Origin of the sequence: Pseudomonas sp. S3(2024) (genome assembly GCF_036861315.1) — a bacterium.
In the GTDB taxonomy this organism is placed as follows: domain Bacteria; phylum Pseudomonadota; class Gammaproteobacteria; order Pseudomonadales; family Pseudomonadaceae; genus Aquipseudomonas; species Aquipseudomonas putida_A.
In genome coordinates this window covers 237416-254412 of record NZ_JAZAQQ010000008.1, presented here as the reverse complement: position 1 = coordinate 254412, position 16997 = coordinate 237416, and the positions used below count along the sequence as shown (strand labels likewise).

The 16997-nt window shown below is 60.5% G+C and carries 16 protein-coding genes, 4 tRNA genes and 1 pseudogene; 8 read left to right on the top strand and 13 right to left on the bottom strand.

Annotation, left to right across the window (positions count from 1 at the left end; genetic code table 11):
• Positions 1–3: 3 nt before the first annotated feature.
• Both VLA07_RS21055 and VLA07_RS21050 read right to left on the bottom strand, forming a co-directional pair.
• The gene (locus VLA07_RS21055; RefSeq protein ID WP_333991144.1) at positions 4–219 is read right to left on the bottom strand and encodes a hypothetical protein; all 216 of its coding nucleotides are present in this window, start codon (positions 217–219) and stop codon (positions 4–6) included.
• 65 nt (positions 220–284) lie between these two features.
• Positions 285–974, bottom strand: a complete 690-nt coding sequence (locus tag VLA07_RS21050) for an energy-coupling factor ABC transporter permease (RefSeq protein ID WP_333991143.1) — start codon at positions 972–974, stop codon at positions 285–287.
• A gap of 117 nt (positions 975–1091) precedes the next feature.
• Here VLA07_RS21050 and VLA07_RS21045 point away from each other — a divergent pair, with 117 nt between their 5' ends.
• The 4 genes from VLA07_RS21045 (at position 1092) to VLA07_RS21030 (ending at position 3829) form a co-directional block, all read left to right on the top strand.
• Complete coding sequence (locus VLA07_RS21045) at positions 1092–1718, top strand: DUF1780 domain-containing protein (protein WP_003228301.1); 627 nt, start codon at positions 1092–1094, stop codon at positions 1716–1718.
• Positions 1715–2242 carry an MOSC domain-containing protein gene (locus tag VLA07_RS21040; RefSeq protein ID WP_096795222.1) on the top strand — a complete coding sequence of 176 codons (528 nt, stop codon included), beginning with the start codon at positions 1715–1717 and terminating at the stop codon, positions 2240–2242. The genes VLA07_RS21045 and VLA07_RS21040 overlap by 4 nt, the downstream gene beginning before the upstream one ends.
• Before the next feature lie 51 nt (positions 2243–2293).
• A complete protein-coding gene (locus tag VLA07_RS21035) occupies positions 2294–2467 on the top strand; it encodes a DUF3094 family protein (RefSeq protein WP_003228304.1) in 174 nt (57 codons plus the stop codon).
• A 63-nt stretch (positions 2468–2530) separates the two neighbouring features.
• Positions 2531–3829: an NAD(P)/FAD-dependent oxidoreductase gene (locus VLA07_RS21030; RefSeq protein ID WP_333991140.1), complete on the top strand. Its 1299-nt coding sequence runs from the start codon at positions 2531–2533 to the stop codon at positions 3827–3829.
• A gap of 141 nt (positions 3830–3970) precedes the next feature.
• Here VLA07_RS21030 and VLA07_RS27270 read toward each other — a convergent pair whose 3' ends face one another.
• From VLA07_RS27270 to rluD, 9 genes and pseudogenes are all read right to left on the bottom strand, one after another.
• Entirely contained in the window at positions 3971–4834 is an 864-nt protein-coding gene (locus VLA07_RS27270) for a methyl-accepting chemotaxis protein (protein ID WP_373558108.1), read from the bottom strand.
• Positions 4826–5596 (bottom strand): annotated as a pseudogene (locus VLA07_RS27265) (MCP four helix bundle domain-containing protein); the annotation flags it as partial. The pseudogene VLA07_RS27265 and the gene VLA07_RS27270, both read right to left, overlap by 9 nt.
• A 162-nt stretch (positions 5597–5758) precedes the next feature.
• A tRNA-Pro gene (locus VLA07_RS21020) sits at positions 5759–5835 on the bottom strand.
• Between the two features lie 97 nt (positions 5836–5932).
• Positions 5933–6008 (bottom strand) — tRNA-Lys (locus tag VLA07_RS21015).
• A 5-nt stretch (positions 6009–6013) separates the two neighbouring features.
• A tRNA-Pro gene (locus VLA07_RS21010) sits at positions 6014–6090 on the bottom strand.
• Positions 6091–6099: 9 nt separating this feature from the next.
• Positions 6100–6175: transfer RNA gene (locus VLA07_RS21005), tRNA-Asn, on the bottom strand.
• A gap of 296 nt (positions 6176–6471) precedes the next feature.
• Positions 6472–9036 (bottom strand): ATP-dependent chaperone ClpB, encoded by a 2565-nt coding sequence (clpB, locus tag VLA07_RS21000; RefSeq protein ID WP_007963856.1) that lies wholly within the window; start codon positions 9034–9036, stop codon positions 6472–6474.
• Between the two features lie 130 nt (positions 9037–9166).
• Entirely contained in the window at positions 9167–9889 is a 723-nt protein-coding gene (gene pgeF, locus VLA07_RS20995; RefSeq protein ID WP_333991135.1) for a peptidoglycan editing factor PgeF, read from the bottom strand.
• Positions 9886–10848 (bottom strand): 23S rRNA pseudouridine(1911/1915/1917) synthase RluD, encoded by a 963-nt coding sequence (rluD, locus tag VLA07_RS20990; RefSeq protein WP_333991133.1) that lies wholly within the window; start codon positions 10846–10848, stop codon positions 9886–9888. Before rluD ends, pgeF begins: the two co-directional genes overlap by 4 nt.
• Positions 10849–10998: 150 nt before the next feature.
• Here rluD and VLA07_RS20985 point away from each other — a divergent pair, with 150 nt between their 5' ends.
• The 4 genes from VLA07_RS20985 (at position 10999) to VLA07_RS20970 (ending at position 15304) form a co-directional block, all read left to right on the top strand.
• Positions 10999–12021, top strand: a complete 1023-nt coding sequence (locus VLA07_RS20985; RefSeq protein WP_333991132.1) for an outer membrane protein assembly factor BamD — start codon at positions 10999–11001, stop codon at positions 12019–12021.
• 127 nt (positions 12022–12148) lie between these two features.
• The gene (locus VLA07_RS20980) at positions 12149–12382 is read left to right on the top strand and encodes a PP0621 family protein (RefSeq protein WP_027612810.1); all 234 of its coding nucleotides are present in this window, start codon (positions 12149–12151) and stop codon (positions 12380–12382) included.
• Positions 12372–13961, top strand: coding sequence for a sensor histidine kinase (locus VLA07_RS20975; protein WP_333991205.1), 1590 nt, complete (start codon positions 12372–12374; stop codon positions 13959–13961). The genes VLA07_RS20980 and VLA07_RS20975 overlap by 11 nt, the downstream gene beginning before the upstream one ends.
• The gene (locus VLA07_RS20970; protein ID WP_096795227.1) at positions 13958–15304 is read left to right on the top strand and encodes a sigma-54-dependent transcriptional regulator; all 1347 of its coding nucleotides are present in this window, start codon (positions 13958–13960) and stop codon (positions 15302–15304) included. Before VLA07_RS20975 ends, VLA07_RS20970 begins: the two co-directional genes overlap by 4 nt.
• A 132-nt stretch (positions 15305–15436) precedes the next feature.
• Here VLA07_RS20970 and thiO read toward each other — a convergent pair whose 3' ends face one another.
• Positions 15437–16537, bottom strand: coding sequence for a glycine oxidase ThiO (thiO, locus tag VLA07_RS20965; protein WP_333991127.1), 1101 nt, complete (start codon positions 16535–16537; stop codon positions 15437–15439).
• Positions 16538–16595: 58 nt separating this feature from the next.
• A complete protein-coding gene (locus VLA07_RS20960) occupies positions 16596–16997 on the bottom strand; it encodes a type IV pilin protein (protein WP_103367293.1) in 402 nt (133 codons plus the stop codon).

Sequence of the window (16997 nt, the reverse complement as noted above, 5' to 3'; positions counted from 1 at the left end):
CGATCAGGGCCGCATGAAGCCGTAGTCCTGATCGTCGTCGAGGTTTTCCGCGAGAAAGCGCAACTCGTCGGCCAGGTCTTCGGGGTTGCGCAGCGTCTTGCTCTGCTGCACCACCGCGCTGAGCAAGGCGCGCAAACTCAGGCCCGGATCGAAGCCCACCTCCAGCGCCATGTCCAGACTCTGCCGCGTCTCCTGCCTCGCCCACTCGTAAACACTCATGCCGCTGCTCCTGAAGGAATTTGGCCGAGCATGAAATGCCGCGCGGGGGGCGGGTTTGATGTGGATCAAGACTTGGGATCGTCGTCCTTCCACGGCGCCGAAAGGTAGCGGGTGCGGTTGAAGGTTTCCAGCCACTCCGGGCTGAACACCACCAGCGCGCTGATCACCATGCCGTTGATAAAGGCCTCGGGAAAAATCAGCAGCCACAGGTAGCCGACGAAATCTTCCAGCCATTCCGGCATGGCAAACAGGCCGTCGTACCAGAGCAGGCCCAGACTCAGCGTCAGACACAGCAATGCGGACAACGCTGCGGCAAAGAACCCGGAACAGAAGATATACACAAACGGATTACGCGGCTGGGCGCGCTCGACGAGGATCGCCACACACTCGGTGATCAACACCGGCAACAGGATCAGCAACGTACCGTTGACCCCGACCGCCGCCAGATCCTGACGTCCGAGCAACACCAGCCCGAGCTGCGCCACCAGCCCGCCGATGATCGCCAGCGGCCAGTCGAGCAGCAACGTCACGGCGGTCATGCCGATGAAGTGATAAGAAACCCCGGTGTCGAAATCCCTGCGCACCATCCACAGCAGAAACAAGGCGAACACCGTGCCGAACAGCAGATGCTGGCGGCGACTGTCAGTGAACAACTCGACCCACGGCGCACGACAGATCGCCCACAACAACACCGGCAGGTAAATCAGCCAGCCGAGTGTCAGGCTCGTCGACGACAACAGTTCTGCACCGATCATGAATCCCTTACCTTCTCCATGGGTTTGATTCCTTCATCGGAGTCTACACCGCCCTCTTCCGGGCATCAGCCGATGCAAAGCTTTCTGCTTGTCGCATTTGAACGCTAAGCTTGGCCTATGGATGACTCAGATTACTTACGCCTGCTGACCATTGCGGCCGAGCAAGCCAACGCGTTCCTGTCCAATGCCCGCAAATGGGAGCGTGAGCGTTGGGTCTGCCAGCGCCTGCTGCAAGGCTTGAACATCCCTTACCGTGCCGATGAGTTCGCCCCCGCCGGCGAGCCGCCGGACGTGCTGTTTCGCGATGCCAATTTCGAAGTGTTCTTCGTTCTCGATGAAGGCCGCCGGCTCAACGACGAATGGCGCGATGAACTGCAACGCCGCCGCAGTGCGTTTTCCCTCAGCCAGTTGGTGCGTCGTGAAGCCAAGCCACGGCGGATCCCGGCCAATGAATTCTTACTGCGACTGGCGCCGACCTTGCGCAAAAAAGCGCACAACTACAAGGAACGCGGCATGGATCTGGGCGAACTGGACATCATCGCCTTCGCCAGCCTCAAGCGCGAAGTGCTGGACCTCAACAGCCATTTTCCACCACCGACCGAGTATCTGCGTCAGGGTTGGCGCTCGCTGTCGCTGGTCGGCCCGACCTTCGCCCGGGTGCTGTTCGCCCATCCCGATGCGCCGGACTTTCTGCGCAGCAACCTCGGTCGCAGCATCGTCTTCGATGTCGGGATCAGCCTGTGACGCCGCTGCAGCAGTTGATTGCCGACGTCCCGCAGACTGGCCGCGTACGCTGGATCGGCGTGCGCCCCGAGTCTCGCGGCCCGATGATCGAGCTAGACGCGGTCGAGGCACGGCTCGAAGCCGGATTGACCGGTGACCACGCCCGCCCCGGCGTGCGCAACGCGCGGCAAGTAACGTTGATTCAGTTCGAACACCTGGCGGTCATCAGCGCGCTGATGGGCCGACCTGAAGATCAACCCGTGCGGCCTGAAGACCTGCGGCGCAATCTGGTCATCAGCGGTATCAATCTGTTTAGTCTGAAGGGTCGGCGCTTTCGTATCGGTCAGGCAATATTCGAGACCACGGGTTGGTGTCAGCCCTGTGCGCGCCTGCAAAACAACCTCGGCCCCGGCACCTTTCAAGCGGTGCGCGGGCATGGCGGAATAACCGCGCGGGTGTTACAAAGCGGGATCATTCGCCTCGACGACGGTGTGTCTGTCGAACCGGTTCCGGACAGCGGCTATGCTGCGTTCAACCCCGGTTGAAAACCGCTGTAGCTTCTGCACATTCAGCAACGTCTACCTGACGAGGCCTTTATGACCAGCCGCCTGAACCCCGAAGACCAAAAGCATGTCGAAGAGTACCTGCAACTGTCCCAACACCGTGTCGAGCGCCGGCCTTTTCGGCCGTGGATGCTCCTGGTGCTGGTGCTGGCAGTGACCATTGGTCTGGGCCTGCTGAGCCGACTTATCAGTTACCTGACGCTATGAGCAGCATTGCGCTCGCGAAGGTGATTGCACCGATTTCCTTTAAAAACCTTGCGAGTGATCCCTATGTCCCATCGTATTGTCATTGTCGGCGGCGGCGCCGGCGGTCTGGAGTTGGCTACCCGTCTGGGTAAGACTCTGGGCAAGCGCGGCACGGCCAGTGTGATGCTGGTCGACGCGAACCTGACGCACATCTGGAAGCCCCTGCTGCACGAAGTGGCCGCCGGATCGCTGAACTCTTCCGAGGATGAACTCAACTATGTTGCCCAGGCGAAATGGAACCACTTCGAGTTCCAGCTGGGACGCATGAGCGGGCTTGATCGCGCGCAGAAGAAAATCCAGCTGGCGGCCACCTACGACGAAAACGGCGTGGAACTGGTTCCTGCGCGTGAAGTGGCCTACGACACGCTGGTGATCAGCGTCGGCAGCACCACCAACGATTTCGGCACCCAGGGCGCAGCGCAGCACTGCCTGTTCCTCGACACCCGCAAACAGGCCGAACGCTTCCACCAGCAACTGCTCAACCACTATCTGCGAGCGCATGCCGGGCAGACCGATGTGGTCGAGCAGATCAGCGTGGCCATCGTCGGGGCCGGCGCCACGGGTGTCGAGCTGGCGGCAGAATTGCACAACGCCGCACATGAACTGGCCGCTTACGGCCTCGACCGGATCAAACCGGAGAACATGCACATCACCCTGATCGAAGCCGGCCCACGGGTGTTGCCAGCCCTGCCGGAGCGCATCAGCAGCCCGGTGCACAAGACTCTGGAGAAACTCGGGGTCAACGTGATGACCAACGCTTCGGTCAGCGAAGTGACCGCCGACAGCCTGATCGCCGCCGATGGCAACGTGATCAAGGCCAGCCTGAAAGTCTGGGCTGCCGGGATTCGCGCGCCGGGTTTCCTCAAGGACATCGACGGTCTGGAAACCAACCGTATCAATCAACTGCAAGTGCTGCCGACGTTGCAGACCACCCGCGACGAAAACATTTTCGCCTTCGGTGACTGCGCCGCCTGCCCGCAACCGGGTTCGGATCGCAACGTGCCGCCGCGTGCGCAAGCCGCGCACCAACAGGCGTCGTTGCTGGCCAAGTCACTGAAGCTGCGTATCGAAGGCAAAACCCTGCCGGAGTACAAGTACACCGACTACGGCTCGCTGATTTCGCTGTCGCGTTTTTCGGCCGTGGGTAACTTGATGGGTAACCTGACCGGCAGTGTGATGCTGGAGGGCTGGCTGGCGCGGATGTTCTACGTGTCGCTGTACCGCATGCACCAGATGGCACTGTACGGACCGTTCCGCACGGCGATGCTGATGCTGGGCAGCAAGATCGGCCGCGGCACCGAGCCACGCTTGAAGCTGCATTGATCTAAAACTGTGGGAGCGGGCTTGTTCGCAAAGAGGTCGTGTCATTCAACATTCATGTCGACTGATACACCGCTTTCGCGAGCAAGCCCGCTCCCACATTTTTTTGCGCAGCTCAAAAATCCAGCAATCGACCTCTGCACATCAGAGCTGGAAGCGCCGCACCATGCCTTGCAGCGCGTTGGCCAGTTGCGACAGTTGGTGACTCGACGCGCTGGTCTGATCGGCTCCCGCTGCGGAACGGACTGACAGGTCGCGAATATTCACCAGATTACGATCCACTTCCCGCGCGACTTGCGCCTGCTCCTCCGCCGCACTGGCAATCACCAGATTGCGCTCATGAATCTCATGCACTGACGCGGTGATGGTTTCCAGCGCCTCCCCCGCGCGCTCGGCCAACGCCAGCGTGGATGTGGCCCGCGCAGCGCTGGCCTGCATCGAATCCAGCGCCAGGCTTGAACCGGTGCGCATGCCCTGCACCATCTGCTCGATCTCCTGCGTCGATTGCTGAGTGCGATAGGCCAGCGCCCGCACCTCATCGGCAACCACCGCAAAACCGCGTCCGCTCTCCCCTGCGCGTGCTGCCTCAATGGCCGCGTTGAGCGCAAGCAGGTTGGTCTGCTCGGCAATCGCACGGATGACATCCAGCACTTTGCCGATGTCCTGTGACTGGTTGGCCAGCGATTGCACCAACTCGCCGGTGTGCTGCACGTCGCTGGCCAGCGCATTGATGGCCGACGCGGTGTCACTGACCCGCGCCTGCCCCAGTTGCGCCGACTCACTGGATTGGCGGGTGGCATCGGACGTCGACACCGCGTTGCGCGCGACTTCTTCAACCGCCGTAGTCATTTCATTGACCGCCGTGGCGGCCTGTTCGATTTCGTTGTTCTGCTGCTGCAGGCCTTGTGTGCTGTCGAGCGTCACCGCGTTGAGCTCATCGGCAGCGGTGGCCAATTGCGTGGCCGAACCGCTGATGCCTTGCAGCGTTTCCCGCAGGTTCTGCTGCATGGTTGCCAGCGCCTTGAGCAAACGGCTGACTTCATCGTTACCGTGGGTTTCGATCGGTCGGGTCAGGTCGCCTTGGGCCACACTTTCGGCAGCGCTGACGGCCGTGCTCAACGGACGAATGATGCTGCGGGTGAGCAACATGGCCAGCGCCACCGTGGCCAGCGCCGCCAGCGCGATGAACAGACTGACGATGGTGCGTGAGGTCTGGTAGTGGTCAGCGGATTTCTGGCTCTCCGCAGCAACCTGTTTGGCGAACAGATCCGCCAGGTCATTGAGCTGCTTGCCGGAGCCGTCGACCACGGTCTTCATATCAACCAGCAACAGTTTGGTCAGCTCGTCACGCTGGCCTTGATCGGCCAGGGTGAAGGATTGCGCGATGCCGGTGCGATACGCGGCGAAGGTTTTTTTGAACTGGTCATAGAGCAGCTGGCCTTCCGCCGTGGTGACCAGTTTGTCGTAGGCGGCGATCTTCTCGCTCAGCTCCTTGTCGCGGGTATCCATCTGGCTGCGGTAAGTCGCGACGTTCTTCGGATCCTGATCAAGCGCCATGCGCAGGGAAATCGTGCGGATCCGCAACATCAGCTCGCGAATCTCGTCACCGCCGCGAATGCTCGGCAACCACTGGCTCTCGACCGCGACCTCACTGTCACGGATGCTCGACATCTGCCCCAAGGCGAATACGCCGAGCAACGCCACCAAGACCGCGATCAGGGCGAAACCCAGTGCGGCACGTGGAGCAATATTCAACTGACGAAGCAACATGACGAACGCCCTTATTCTTGTATTGGCCAGATTGAAGGGGCGAACAGCGGCAGTCCCCTCTCGTTAGCGGGCTATCGGCAAGTTGTACGATGACTTGAAGGGAATTGTCTTTCGCGAGGACAAAAAAAATCCCCGTATCTTTCGATACAAGGATTTTTAATATGGTCGGGGTAAGGGGATTCGAACTCCTGACATCCTGCTCCCAAAGCAGGCGCGCTACCGGACTGCGCTATACCCCGGTAAAAAAAAGGCGACCTTTCAAAGATCGCCTTCTTCGATCAGCGCTTTTGGCCTCTGATCTTAAGATTCGATCCCAGTGTTACCTGGTTTCAAAAATGGTGGGTCGTGTGGGATTCGAACCTACGACCAATTGGTTAAAAGCCAACTGCTCTACCAACTGAGCTAACGACCCAAAAATGGTCGGGGTAAGGGGATTCGAACTCCTGACATCCTGCTCCCAAAGCAGGCGCGCTACCGGACTGCGCTATACCCCGGTTTGAAATTGGCTCCGTGACCAGGACTCGAACCTGGGACCCAATGATTAACAGTCATTTGCTCTACCGACTGAGCTATCACGGAACTACATATTTCAATTTACAACGGTGAAACTTACAGCTCTTAGACTTCCGTTCGCATCGCTGCGTTCGTGTGTCTGAGGCGCGCTATTCTACAACCTAGAACACCTCTGTCAACCCCCTAAATCGCTTTCAAGTTAATGATTTGCAACTTATTTCAGATTTCAGCTCAGTGAGCTGAGATGCTGCGGGTGACTGACTGCGGGGCGCACTTTACAAGCCTTTTCCTTAGACTTCAACAGCCTAACGAAAAAAAGGCCTCGCAAAGCGAGGCCTTCCTTATTTCATTGGCGTTGCCACTCAGTCGAAAACGATTTCGTCGTTCACGACCTTGCCGGTTGCTGTATCGCCCGGCAGGAAATGCCCCGACAGGATCAACTGCGCCAACGGGTTTTCGATCCAGCGCTGGATCGCACGTTTGAGTGGACGTGCGCCATAAACCGGGTCGTAACCCACGGCAATCAGCTTGTCCATCGCTTCCGGACTCAGTTCCAGCTTCAGCTCGCGCTCGGCCAGACGACTGCGCAGACGGCCCAACTGGATCTCGGTAATCCCCGCGATCTGGTCCCGCGCCAAAGGCTCGAAGATCACCACTTCGTCGACCCGGTTGATGAACTCGGGACGGAAGTGCGACGTCAGCGCGTCCATCACCGCTGCACGCTGGGCCTCACGATCACCGACCAGTTCCTGGATCTGCGACGAACCGAGGTTCGAGGTCATGACGATCACGGTATTGCGGAAATCCACCGTGCGTCCGTGGCTGTCGGTCAGCCGTCCATCCTCAAGCACCTGTAGCAGGATGTTGAACACATCCGGATGCGCTTTCTCGACCTCGTCCAGCAGGATCACCGAGTAAGGCTTGCGGCGCACCGCTTCGGTCAGGTAACCGCCCTCCTCGTAGCCAACATAGCCTGGTGGCGCACCGATCAGCCGCGCCACGGAATGTTTCTCCATGAACTCGGACATGTCGATCCGCACCATCGCCTCTTCGGTATCAAAGAGGAATTCGGCCAGCGCCTTGCACAGCTCGGTTTTACCGACACCGGTCGGGCCGAGGAACATGAACGAGCCGCTTGGACGATTAGGATCCGCCAACCCGGCACGCGAGCGCCGTACAGCGTTGGCGACCGCAACCACCGCTTCGTCCTGACCAATCACACGCTGGTGCAACAGGCTTTCCATCTTCATCAGCTTGTCGCGCTCGCCTTCGAGCATTTTCGACACCGGAATACCGGTCCACTTCGAAACGACTTCGGCGATTTCCTCTTCGGTCACCTTGCTGCGCAGCAACTGGTTTTCGCTCTTGCCGTGCTGATCGACCATTTGCAGGCTGCGTTCCAGATCCGGGATCACCCCGTACTGCAATTCGGCCATGCGGTTGAGGTCGCCTTTACGGCGCGCCGCTTCCAGCTCCTGACGCGACTGCTCGATCTTTTGCTGAATCTGCGCCGAACCCTGCACCTCGGCTTTTTCCGAGTTCCAGATTTCTTCCAGATCCGAATATTCACGCTCGAGGCGGACGATTTCTTCCTGGAGTTTTTCCAGGCGTTTCATCGCCGCTTCATCGCTTTCTTTCTTCAGGGCCTGAGATTCAACCTTGAGCTGAATCAGGCGACGCTCCAGACGATCCAGCACTTCCGGCTTGGAGTCGATCTCCATGCGAATACGGCTGGCGGCCTCGTCAATCAGGTCGATGGCCTTGTCCGGCAACTGCCGGTCAGTGATGTAGCGATGGCTGAGCTTGGCCGCGGCGATGATCGCGCCATCGGTGATCGCCACTTTATGGTGAACCTCATAACGCTCCTTGAGGCCACGCAGAATGGCGATGGTGTCTTCTTCGCTCGGCTCGTCCACCAGCACTTTCTGGAAACGCCGTTCGAGGGCCGCATCCTTCTCTATATATTGGCGGTACTCGTTGAGCGTGGTTGCGCCGACGCAGTGCAGCTCCCCACGCGCCAGTGCCGGTTTGAGCATGTTGCCGGCATCCATCGAGCCTTCGCCCTTACCGGCGCCGACCATGGTGTGCAGTTCGTCGATGAACAGAATGATCTGCCCTTCCTGCTTCGACAGCTCATTGAGCAACGCTTTCAGGCGTTCCTCGAACTCACCGCGATACTTGGCACCGGCGATCAGCGCGCCCATGTCCAGCGACAGCAGACGTTTGCCCTTGAGGCCGTCCGGCACTTCGCCGTTGATGATGCGCTGGGCCAGACCTTCGGCAATCGCGGTTTTACCCACGCCAGGTTCGCCAATCAGCACCGGGTTGTTCTTGGTGCGACGCTGCAGTACCTGAATGGTGCGGCGGATTTCGTCGTCACGGCCGATCACCGGATCGAGCTTGCCGTCTTCGGCACGCTTGGTCAGGTCGACGGTGTATTTGTCCAGCGCCTGACGCGACTCTTCGTGGTTGGCGTCATTTACCGCCTCACCACCGCGCAGGTTGTTGATCGCGTTTTCCAGGGCTTTCTTGCTCACGCCCTGGCCGAGCAGCAGTTTGCCAAGCTTGCTGTTCTCGTCCATCGCGGCGAGCAGCACCAGCTCGCTGGAAATGAACTGGTCGCCCTTCTGCTGAGCCAGGCGATCAGCCTGATTGAGCAGGCGCGCCAGATCCTGCGACATGTTGACGTCGCCGGTCGGGTTCTGGATTTTCGGTAATTGGTCGAGCTCTTTGGTCAGCTCTTTGCGCAAGCTGTTGACGTCGAAGCCGACTTGCATCAACAGGGGTTTGATCGAACCACCCTGCTGTTCAAGCATGGCTTGCATCAAATGCGCCGGCTCGATGGCCGGATGATCGTGGCCAACGGCCAGGGATTGGGCGTCGGACAACGCCAACTGTAATTTGCTGGTTAAACGGTCTATACGCATGGGTCACCTTCCTTTTGAGCAGGCCGGACCTAAAAACCATCCTGAATAAAGAAACCTGCCAGATACCACTGTAGATGCGGTCGATTCTGGGAGATTCAAGCGTCAGCGAGTTGATTCAGGTCAGGCAAGTCTAGCGGGTGAGCCAGACAAGGGAGGCGAAACGGCCAGTGCGCGACGCACGGCGGTAAGAAAAGAAGCGCGGGTCGGTCACGGTGCAGAAACCGCCACCATAAACCGCAGTGACACCGCGTTCAGCCAGACGCAGGCGCGCCAGTAGATAGATATCAGCCATGAACTTGCCAGCATTGTGACTGGGCACGAAGGCTGCTGCCGCTGCCGGCAGTTGCTTGACGAAGACTTCGCGGACTTCCGGGCCGACTTCAAAGGCCTTCGGGCCAATGGCCGGGCCGAGCCAGACCAGTACGTCCGCCGCAGCGGTGTCGAGATGATCGAGAGTGGCTTCCAGTACGCCCGCCGCCAAACCGCGCCAGCCGGCGTGAGCCGCCGCGACGCGAGTACCGGCACGGTTGCAGAACAACGCCGGCAGGCAATCTGCGGTCATCGCCGTGCAGGCAATCCCGGGAGTCGCCGTCCAACTGGCATCGGCGGTGGCAACCACGCCCGGATCAGCATGAGCCACGGCAGTCCCGTGTACTTGCTGCAACCAGGCAGGCTTTATCGAGAAGTGTTCGGTCAGACGCCGACGATTCTCGGCGACTGCTTCCGGGCGATCATCGACATGATCGCCCAGATTGAGGCTGTCGAACGGCGCCTCGCTGCCCCCCCCCTCGCGGGTGGTGACACAGGCGCTGACGCTGGCCGGCGCAGGCCAGTCCGGCGTCAGCCAGTTCATCCGACGAATGCCTCGCGATCCTGCTTGAGCAGGGTCAGCAGCCAGACGAAGTCTTCCGGCAGCGGCGATTCCCAGCTCATGCGCTCACCGGTGGTCGGATGATCCAGCTCAAGGAAGCGCGCGTGCAGGGCCTGACGCGGGAAGTGCTTGAGCGACTCGACCATGGTCGGGTTCGCGGCAGGCGGAATGCGGAAGCGACCGCCGTACGCCGGGTCGCCGACCAACGGGAAGTTGATGTGCGACATGTGCACGCGAATCTGGTGGGTCCGGCCGGTTTCCAGTTTGACCCGCACATGCGTGTGGGACCGGAAACGCTCCAGCACGCGGTAGTGACTGACGGCCGGCTTGCCGCCTTCCATCACTGCCATGCGCTGGCGCTGCTGACCATGACGGCCGATCGGGGCGTTGATCTTGCCCCCGGCGGTCACGACACCGATCACGATGCACTCGTAGATCCGGCTGACGCTGCGGCTTTGCAGCTGGGCAACGAGCTTGGTCTGCGCCTGAATGGTCTTGGCCACCACCATCAGACCGGTGGTGTCCTTGTCCAGGCGGTGCACGATACCGGCGCGCGGGACATTGATGACGTCCGGCACGTGGTGCAGCAAGGCATTGAGCAAGGTGCCATCAGCGTGGCCGGCAGCCGGGTGCACCACCAGGCCCGCAGGCTTGTTGATCACCAGGATGTCGTCGTCTTCATAAACGATGTCGAGCTCGATGTCCTGGGCGATCCACTCGCCCTGGGCTTCCTGCTCGGCAGTCAGCTCAAGAATGGCACCGCCATGCACGATGTCGCGCGGGCGGATGACCGCCCCGTCCACAGTCAGGCGACCTTCTTTGATCCAGGCGGAAAGGCGCGAGCGTGAGTGCTCAGCGAAGAGTTGGGCGGCGACTTGATCGAGGCGTTGGCCGCCCAAATCGGACGGCACCTCTGCGCGAAGTTCAATTTTATCGGACATGCTCTGACTGGCGTCGGCACAGCCTTTGGTTTCGGCTGCGCGCTTGTGGTTAAATACGGCGTCTTTTGCCCCGAGGCTTTTCAACGGGGCGCTCATCATAACAGGACGGCCCCGCCCAAGACAGCGGCCGTCATAGGGACGCAAGCCGCCATGCAAGTGAAACACCTGCTGCTGATCGCCATCCTCGCATTGACCGCTGCTTGCTCATCGAAGGAAGTCGTAGACGAAAACCTCAGCGAAGCCGAGCTGTATCAGCAGGCTCAGACTGACCTGGACAACAACAGCTACACCAGCGCCACAGCCAAGCTGAAGGCCCTGGAGTCGCGTTATCCGTTCGGTCGCTACGCCGATCAGGCACAGCTGGAGTTGATCTACGCCAACTACAAGAACGCCGAGCCGGAAGCTGCAAAGTCCGCCGCCGAGCGTTTCATTCGTTTGCATCCGCAGCATCCGAACGTGGATTACGCGTACTACTTGAAAGGTCTGACCTCTTTCGACCAGGACGTCGGCCTGCTGGCGCGCTTCCTGCCGCTGGACATGACCAAGCGTGACCCCGGCGCTGCCCGCGACTCGTACAACGAGTTCGCACAGCTGACCAGCCGCTACCCGAACAGCCGCTACGCGCCGGACGCCAAGCAGCGCATGATCTACCTGCGCAACCTGCTGGCGGCCTACGAAATCCACGTAGCCGACTACTACCTGACTCGTCAGGCCTACGTCGCCGCCGCCAACCGTGGCCGTTATGTAGTGGAAAACTTCCAGGAAACCCCATCGGTCGGCGACGGCCTGGCGGTGATGACCGAGGCTTACCAGCGTCTGCACCTGGACGATCTGGCCGCCACCAGTCTGGAAACCCTGAAGCTCAACTACCCGAACCACCCAAGCCTGCAGGACGGTCAGTTCGTGCCATCGGTCGCCGAAGCCGACAACCGTTCGTTCCTGAGCAAGGCGACGCTGGGCCTGATCGAATCGCGTCCACCGCTGCCGCCGGGAGAAACCCGCGCCAACCAGGACGTGCAGAAGCAGTTCCAGGACGCGAAAGACGCGATTCCGAACGAGCTCAAGCCTAAAGACGAAAACGGTGACGTGATCGAGGAAGAACATCAAGAGGCTGAAGGCAACAACGATGACCGTTCGTGGTTCAGCTACATGACCTTCGGCGTGTTCGACTGATCACACCGGGCGTTACAAAAAAGGGAGATCTGCGGATCTCCCTTTTTCATGGCTGCGCATTAATAGTCTGTGCGCTTGCCGGCGCCTTGGCTAAACTGCCGAATCATTAGCCGAAAAGCCGCCCATCATGCTTCGTTTACTGTTCTGGATTGTCCTGATTTTCGCTGCGGTATGGCTGTGGCGCAAATTCAAGGCGCCCGCCTCGTCTGCCCAATCGCCCCGCGAGCAAGACGCCGCGCCGATGGTGCGCTGCGCTCACTGCGGCGTGCACCTGCCCCGCGACCGCGCGTTGAACCTTCAGCAACAATGGTATTGCAGCCAGGCTCACCTTGAGCAAGGCCCGGGTGCCAGTGATCGCTGAGGTCGCCAACGCCGACCGTAAACAGGCGCAGCGCCTGCTGCGCCTGTATCATCTCTACCGTTTGAGCGTCGGCATCACGCTGGTGCTGCTGATCTCCAGCAACATGGACAACCGCCTGTTGACGTCAGCCGACGACGATCTGCTGCGCAGCGGCAGTTGGTTGTATCTGGTGCTGAACATTCTGCTGGTGGTGTTCCTGGAGAACACCCGCCGCCCGGCGCAGTTGTTCACCCTGGCCTTGGTCGATGTGCTGTTGCTGTGCGGCCTGTTCTACGCGGCGGGCGGCGTGGCCAGCGCCATCGGCAACCTGTTGATTGTCTCGGTGGCGATCGCCAACACCCTGCTGCGCCGGCGCATCGGCCTGCTGATTGCCGCCATCGGCGCACTCGGCATTGTCGGCTCCAGCTTTCTGCTGGGCTTCAGTCACCCCCTGAGCGCCAATGACTATCTGCAAGCCGGGACCCTCGGCGCTTTGTGTTTTGCCGCATCGTTGCTGGTCCAGGGCCTGATCCGGCGTCTGGAAGTCAGCGAAAATCTCGCCGAACAGCGTGCCAGCGAAGTCACCAGTCTTGAAGCCCTCAACGCCCTGATTCTGCAACGCATGCGCACCGGCATCCTGGTGCTCGACGAACAGCGCCGGGTACAGCTGGCCAATCACAGCGCGAAAAATCTGTTGGCCCAGTCGCATCTTGAAGGGCATTTGATCAGCGACTACTCGCCGGCATTGGTCGAGCGTCTGCAGCTGTGGCTGAGCAACCCGACCCTGCGCCCGCAGAGTCTGAAGATCCCCGGCAACGGCCTGGAACTGCAACCCAGCTTCATCGCCCTCGACCAGAGTCCCAACCAGCAAACCCTGGTGTTCCTCGAAGATCTGGCGCAAATCGCTCAGCAAGCCCAGCAGCTCAAACTCGCCGCACTGGGGCGGCTGACTGCCGGCATCTCCCATGAAATCCGCAATCCACTGGGCGCCATCAGTCATGCCGCGCAGCTATTGGCGGAGTCCGAGGAACTCGATAGCGCCGATCGGCGTCTGACGCAGATCATTCAAGACCACTCCCAGCGCATGAACCGAGTCATCGAAAACGTCCTGCAACTGTCGCGCCGCCAGCAAAGCGCTCCGCAACGGCTGGATCTCAAACCGTGGCTGGAACACTTTGTTGCCGAGAGCCGCGAGCAGGCGAGCGAGCGCCAGTCGATTCATTTGCGGATCAATTCCGGGGACTTCATCACGTTGATGGATCCCGACCAGCTCACGCAGATTCTCGACAATCTGTTACGCAACGGCTGGCGGCACAGCGCCCTGCTGCACCAGCAGGCCGAAGTCTGGCTGGCGCTGTTCGTCGACCCCGACAGCCAGCTGGCGGTGCTCGAAGTACAGGACAACGGCCCCGGTGTCCCGACCGATCAGCAGGCGCATCTGTTCGAACCGTTCTTCACCACCAGCAGCCAAGGCACCGGCCTTGGGCTTTATCTGTCCCGTGAGCTGTGCGAAAGCAACCAGGCGCGCCTAGACTTCAAACCACGCCAAGGCGGCGGCTGCTTTCGCATCACCTTTGCTCACGGACGGAAACAAAGTTGAACACGAGCCCACGGCAAAAAATCCTCATCGTCGACGACGAACCGGATATCCGCGAACTCCTGGAAATCACCCTGGGACGGATGAAACTCGACACTTTCAGTGCTCGCAACCTCGGCGAAGCCCAGGCACTGTTGCAGCGCAATGCGTTCGACCTGTGCCTGACCGACATGCGCCTGCCCGACGGCACGGGGCTGGACCTGGTGCAGCACATCCAGCAACGTCATCCACAACTGCCGGTGGCGATGATCACCGCCTATGGCAGCCTGGAAACCGCGATCAATGCGCTGAAGGCCGGAGCCTTCGACTTCCTCACCAAACCGGTTGATCTCACGCGCCTGCGCGAACTGGTCAGCACCGCACTGCGCATGCCTGCCGCCGGCGGCAATATCACATCGATCGACCGCCGACTGCTGGGCGACTCGCCCCCAATGCGCGCTCTGCGCAAACAAATCGACAAGCTCGCCCGCAGTCAGGCGCCGGTCTACATCAGCGGCGAATCGGGCAGCGGCAAAGAGCTGGTCGCGCGGTTGATCCACGAACAAGGGCCGCGCGCGCAACAGCCGTTTGTACCGGTCAACTGCGGGGCGATCCCTTCAGAGCTGATGGAGAGCGAATTTTTTGGCCATCGCAAAGGCAGCTTTACCGGCGCGGTGGACGACAAACCGGGGCTGTTTCAGGCCGCGCACGGCGGCACCCTGTTTCTCGATGAAGTGGCGGATCTGCCGCTGTCGATGCAGGTCAAGCTGCTGCGGGCGATTCAGGAAAAAGCCGTGCGCAGCGTCGGCGGCCAGCAGGAAACCGTGGTCGATGTGCGCATTCTGTGCGCCACACACAAAGACCTGGAAGCGGAAGTCGCCGCCGGGCGCTTTCGCCAGGACCTGTATTACCGCTTGAATGTGATCGAACTGCGCGTGCCATCCCTGCGCGAACGGCGCGACGACATCGAAGTGCTGGCCACGCACATGCTCCAGCGTCTGGCCAGCAACAGTGGCCAGCCGGCAGCCCAATTGCACCCGCAAGCGCTTGAAGCACTGAAGCGTTATCGTTTTCCCGGAAATGTGCGAGAACTGGAGAATGTCCTCGAACGCGCGCACACGCTGTGCGAAAACCAGGTGATCGAGGCTGCGGATTTGCGCTTGAGCGAAGGCAATTGCGCAGTCGAGGACGGTATTGCCGACCTGACGCAAATCGACAACCTTGAGGATTATCTGGAGAACATCGAGCGCAAGCTGATCCTGCAGGCGCTGGAGGAAACGCGCTGGAATCGTACAGCGGCGGCGCAGCGCTTGAGCCTGTCGTTTCGCTCGATGCGCTACAGGCTGAAGAAACTCGGTCTGGATTGAGGGCCCCTTCGCGAGCAAGACCGCTCCCACAGTAGATCTCGGTTGTTCACACAATTTGTGTTCAACGCAGATCCTATGTGGGAGCGGGCTTGCTCGCGAAAGCGATCTGCCAGGCTACAGAGAAATATCTGACTAAATGCGACCTGCAGGCGCATACGGCGCCGGATCGATAATCGGCGCACGCCCCAACATCATATCGGCAAACAACTGACACGACGCCGGCGCCAACACCAGGCCATTGCGGTAATGCCCGCAGTTCAGCCACAACCCCTCAAACCCCGGCACCCGGCCGATATACGGGATTCCCTCAGGCGAGCCCGGGCGCAAACCGGCCCAGTGCCCCACCACTTCGGCCTCCGCCAGCGCCGGCAGCAGCTCGACCGCCGAAGCCTTGAGGCTCTGCAACGCGACATCGGTCGGCGTCTTGTCGTAGCCTTCGTGCTCCAGCGTACTGCCGATCAGAATGTGCCCGTCGCGACGCGGAATCGCATAACGCCCCTTGGCCAGCACCATGCTCGGCAGGAAATCCGCTGCGCACTTGTAGAGAATCATCTGGCCCTTGACCGGCTCCACCGGCAGCGTCAGGTCCAGCGTCTTGAGCAGATCACCGCTCCATGCCCCGGCCGTCAGCACCACCTGAGCGCCACTGATCACGCCTTTGGACGTCTCGACGCCAACCACCCGCTCGCCTTCGCGAACAAACCCGCTGACTTCGCATTGCTCGTGAATCGTCACGTTCGGCAGCGCCAGCAAAGCGGCTTTCAATGATTTGACCAGACGCGGGTTACGCACATTGGCCACATCGGCCATGTAGATTGCCCGGGAGAACCCGCCGCCCAACACCGGCACTGCGTCGTGCGCCGCCGAGATATCAACAGCCCGCAGCGGACGGTTTTCCCGCTCGGCCCAGGCCAGAGCCTCGGCTTCATCCTCCAGATCCAGCCAATACAGGCCGGTGGTGTGCACTTCGGGATCAACCCCGGTATCGGCAAACAGCCGCTCGCCCAGCTGTGGATAAAAATCCTGCGACCAATGCGCCAGCGCGGTGACTGCCGGGCTGTAGCGCCACGGGTACAGCGGTGAAACGATACCGCCGCCGGCCCAGGACGATTCCTGGCCGACGTTCGAGCGATCCAGCAGCACCACGCTGCGCACTTCGGAGGCGAGGTTGTAGGCGGTCAGCAGGCCAATCACCCCGCCACCGACAATCACCACTTGCTGTTGCCTGGTCATGTTTGATCCAACCGTAAAAAAGACAGTGGGCGCAAAAAGGCGCCCTTAAGAAGGTACCTCAGCGGCCCCAGCAATCCTTGGTGGTCAGCCCGGTGGTAGCGTTGTTCATGCTTCTGACGCCGGTGTTGGACAGGGTGAAGTCCCCGCACTTGTCGGTGGCCATGGCAGTGCCAGCCTTGCGGGTGGCGGTCAGCAGGAAGGTCTGATCAGCGATCGTCGGGGTGATGGTGTAGAAATCATTGCCCGTGCTCAAACCGGTGATTCCGGTGTAGACGTTGTTTTTGGTATAGAAGCGTTCGAGGCTCTGCGCCTGCTCCGAGAGCAGCGACACCACTTCGGCGCGCCGGCCCTTTTTCAGGTATTCGGTGTAGCTCGGTGCGGCGATGGTGATGATGATCCCGATGATCGCAATCACGATCATGATTTCGATCAGGGTGAAACCTCGGTTGAATCTGCGCAT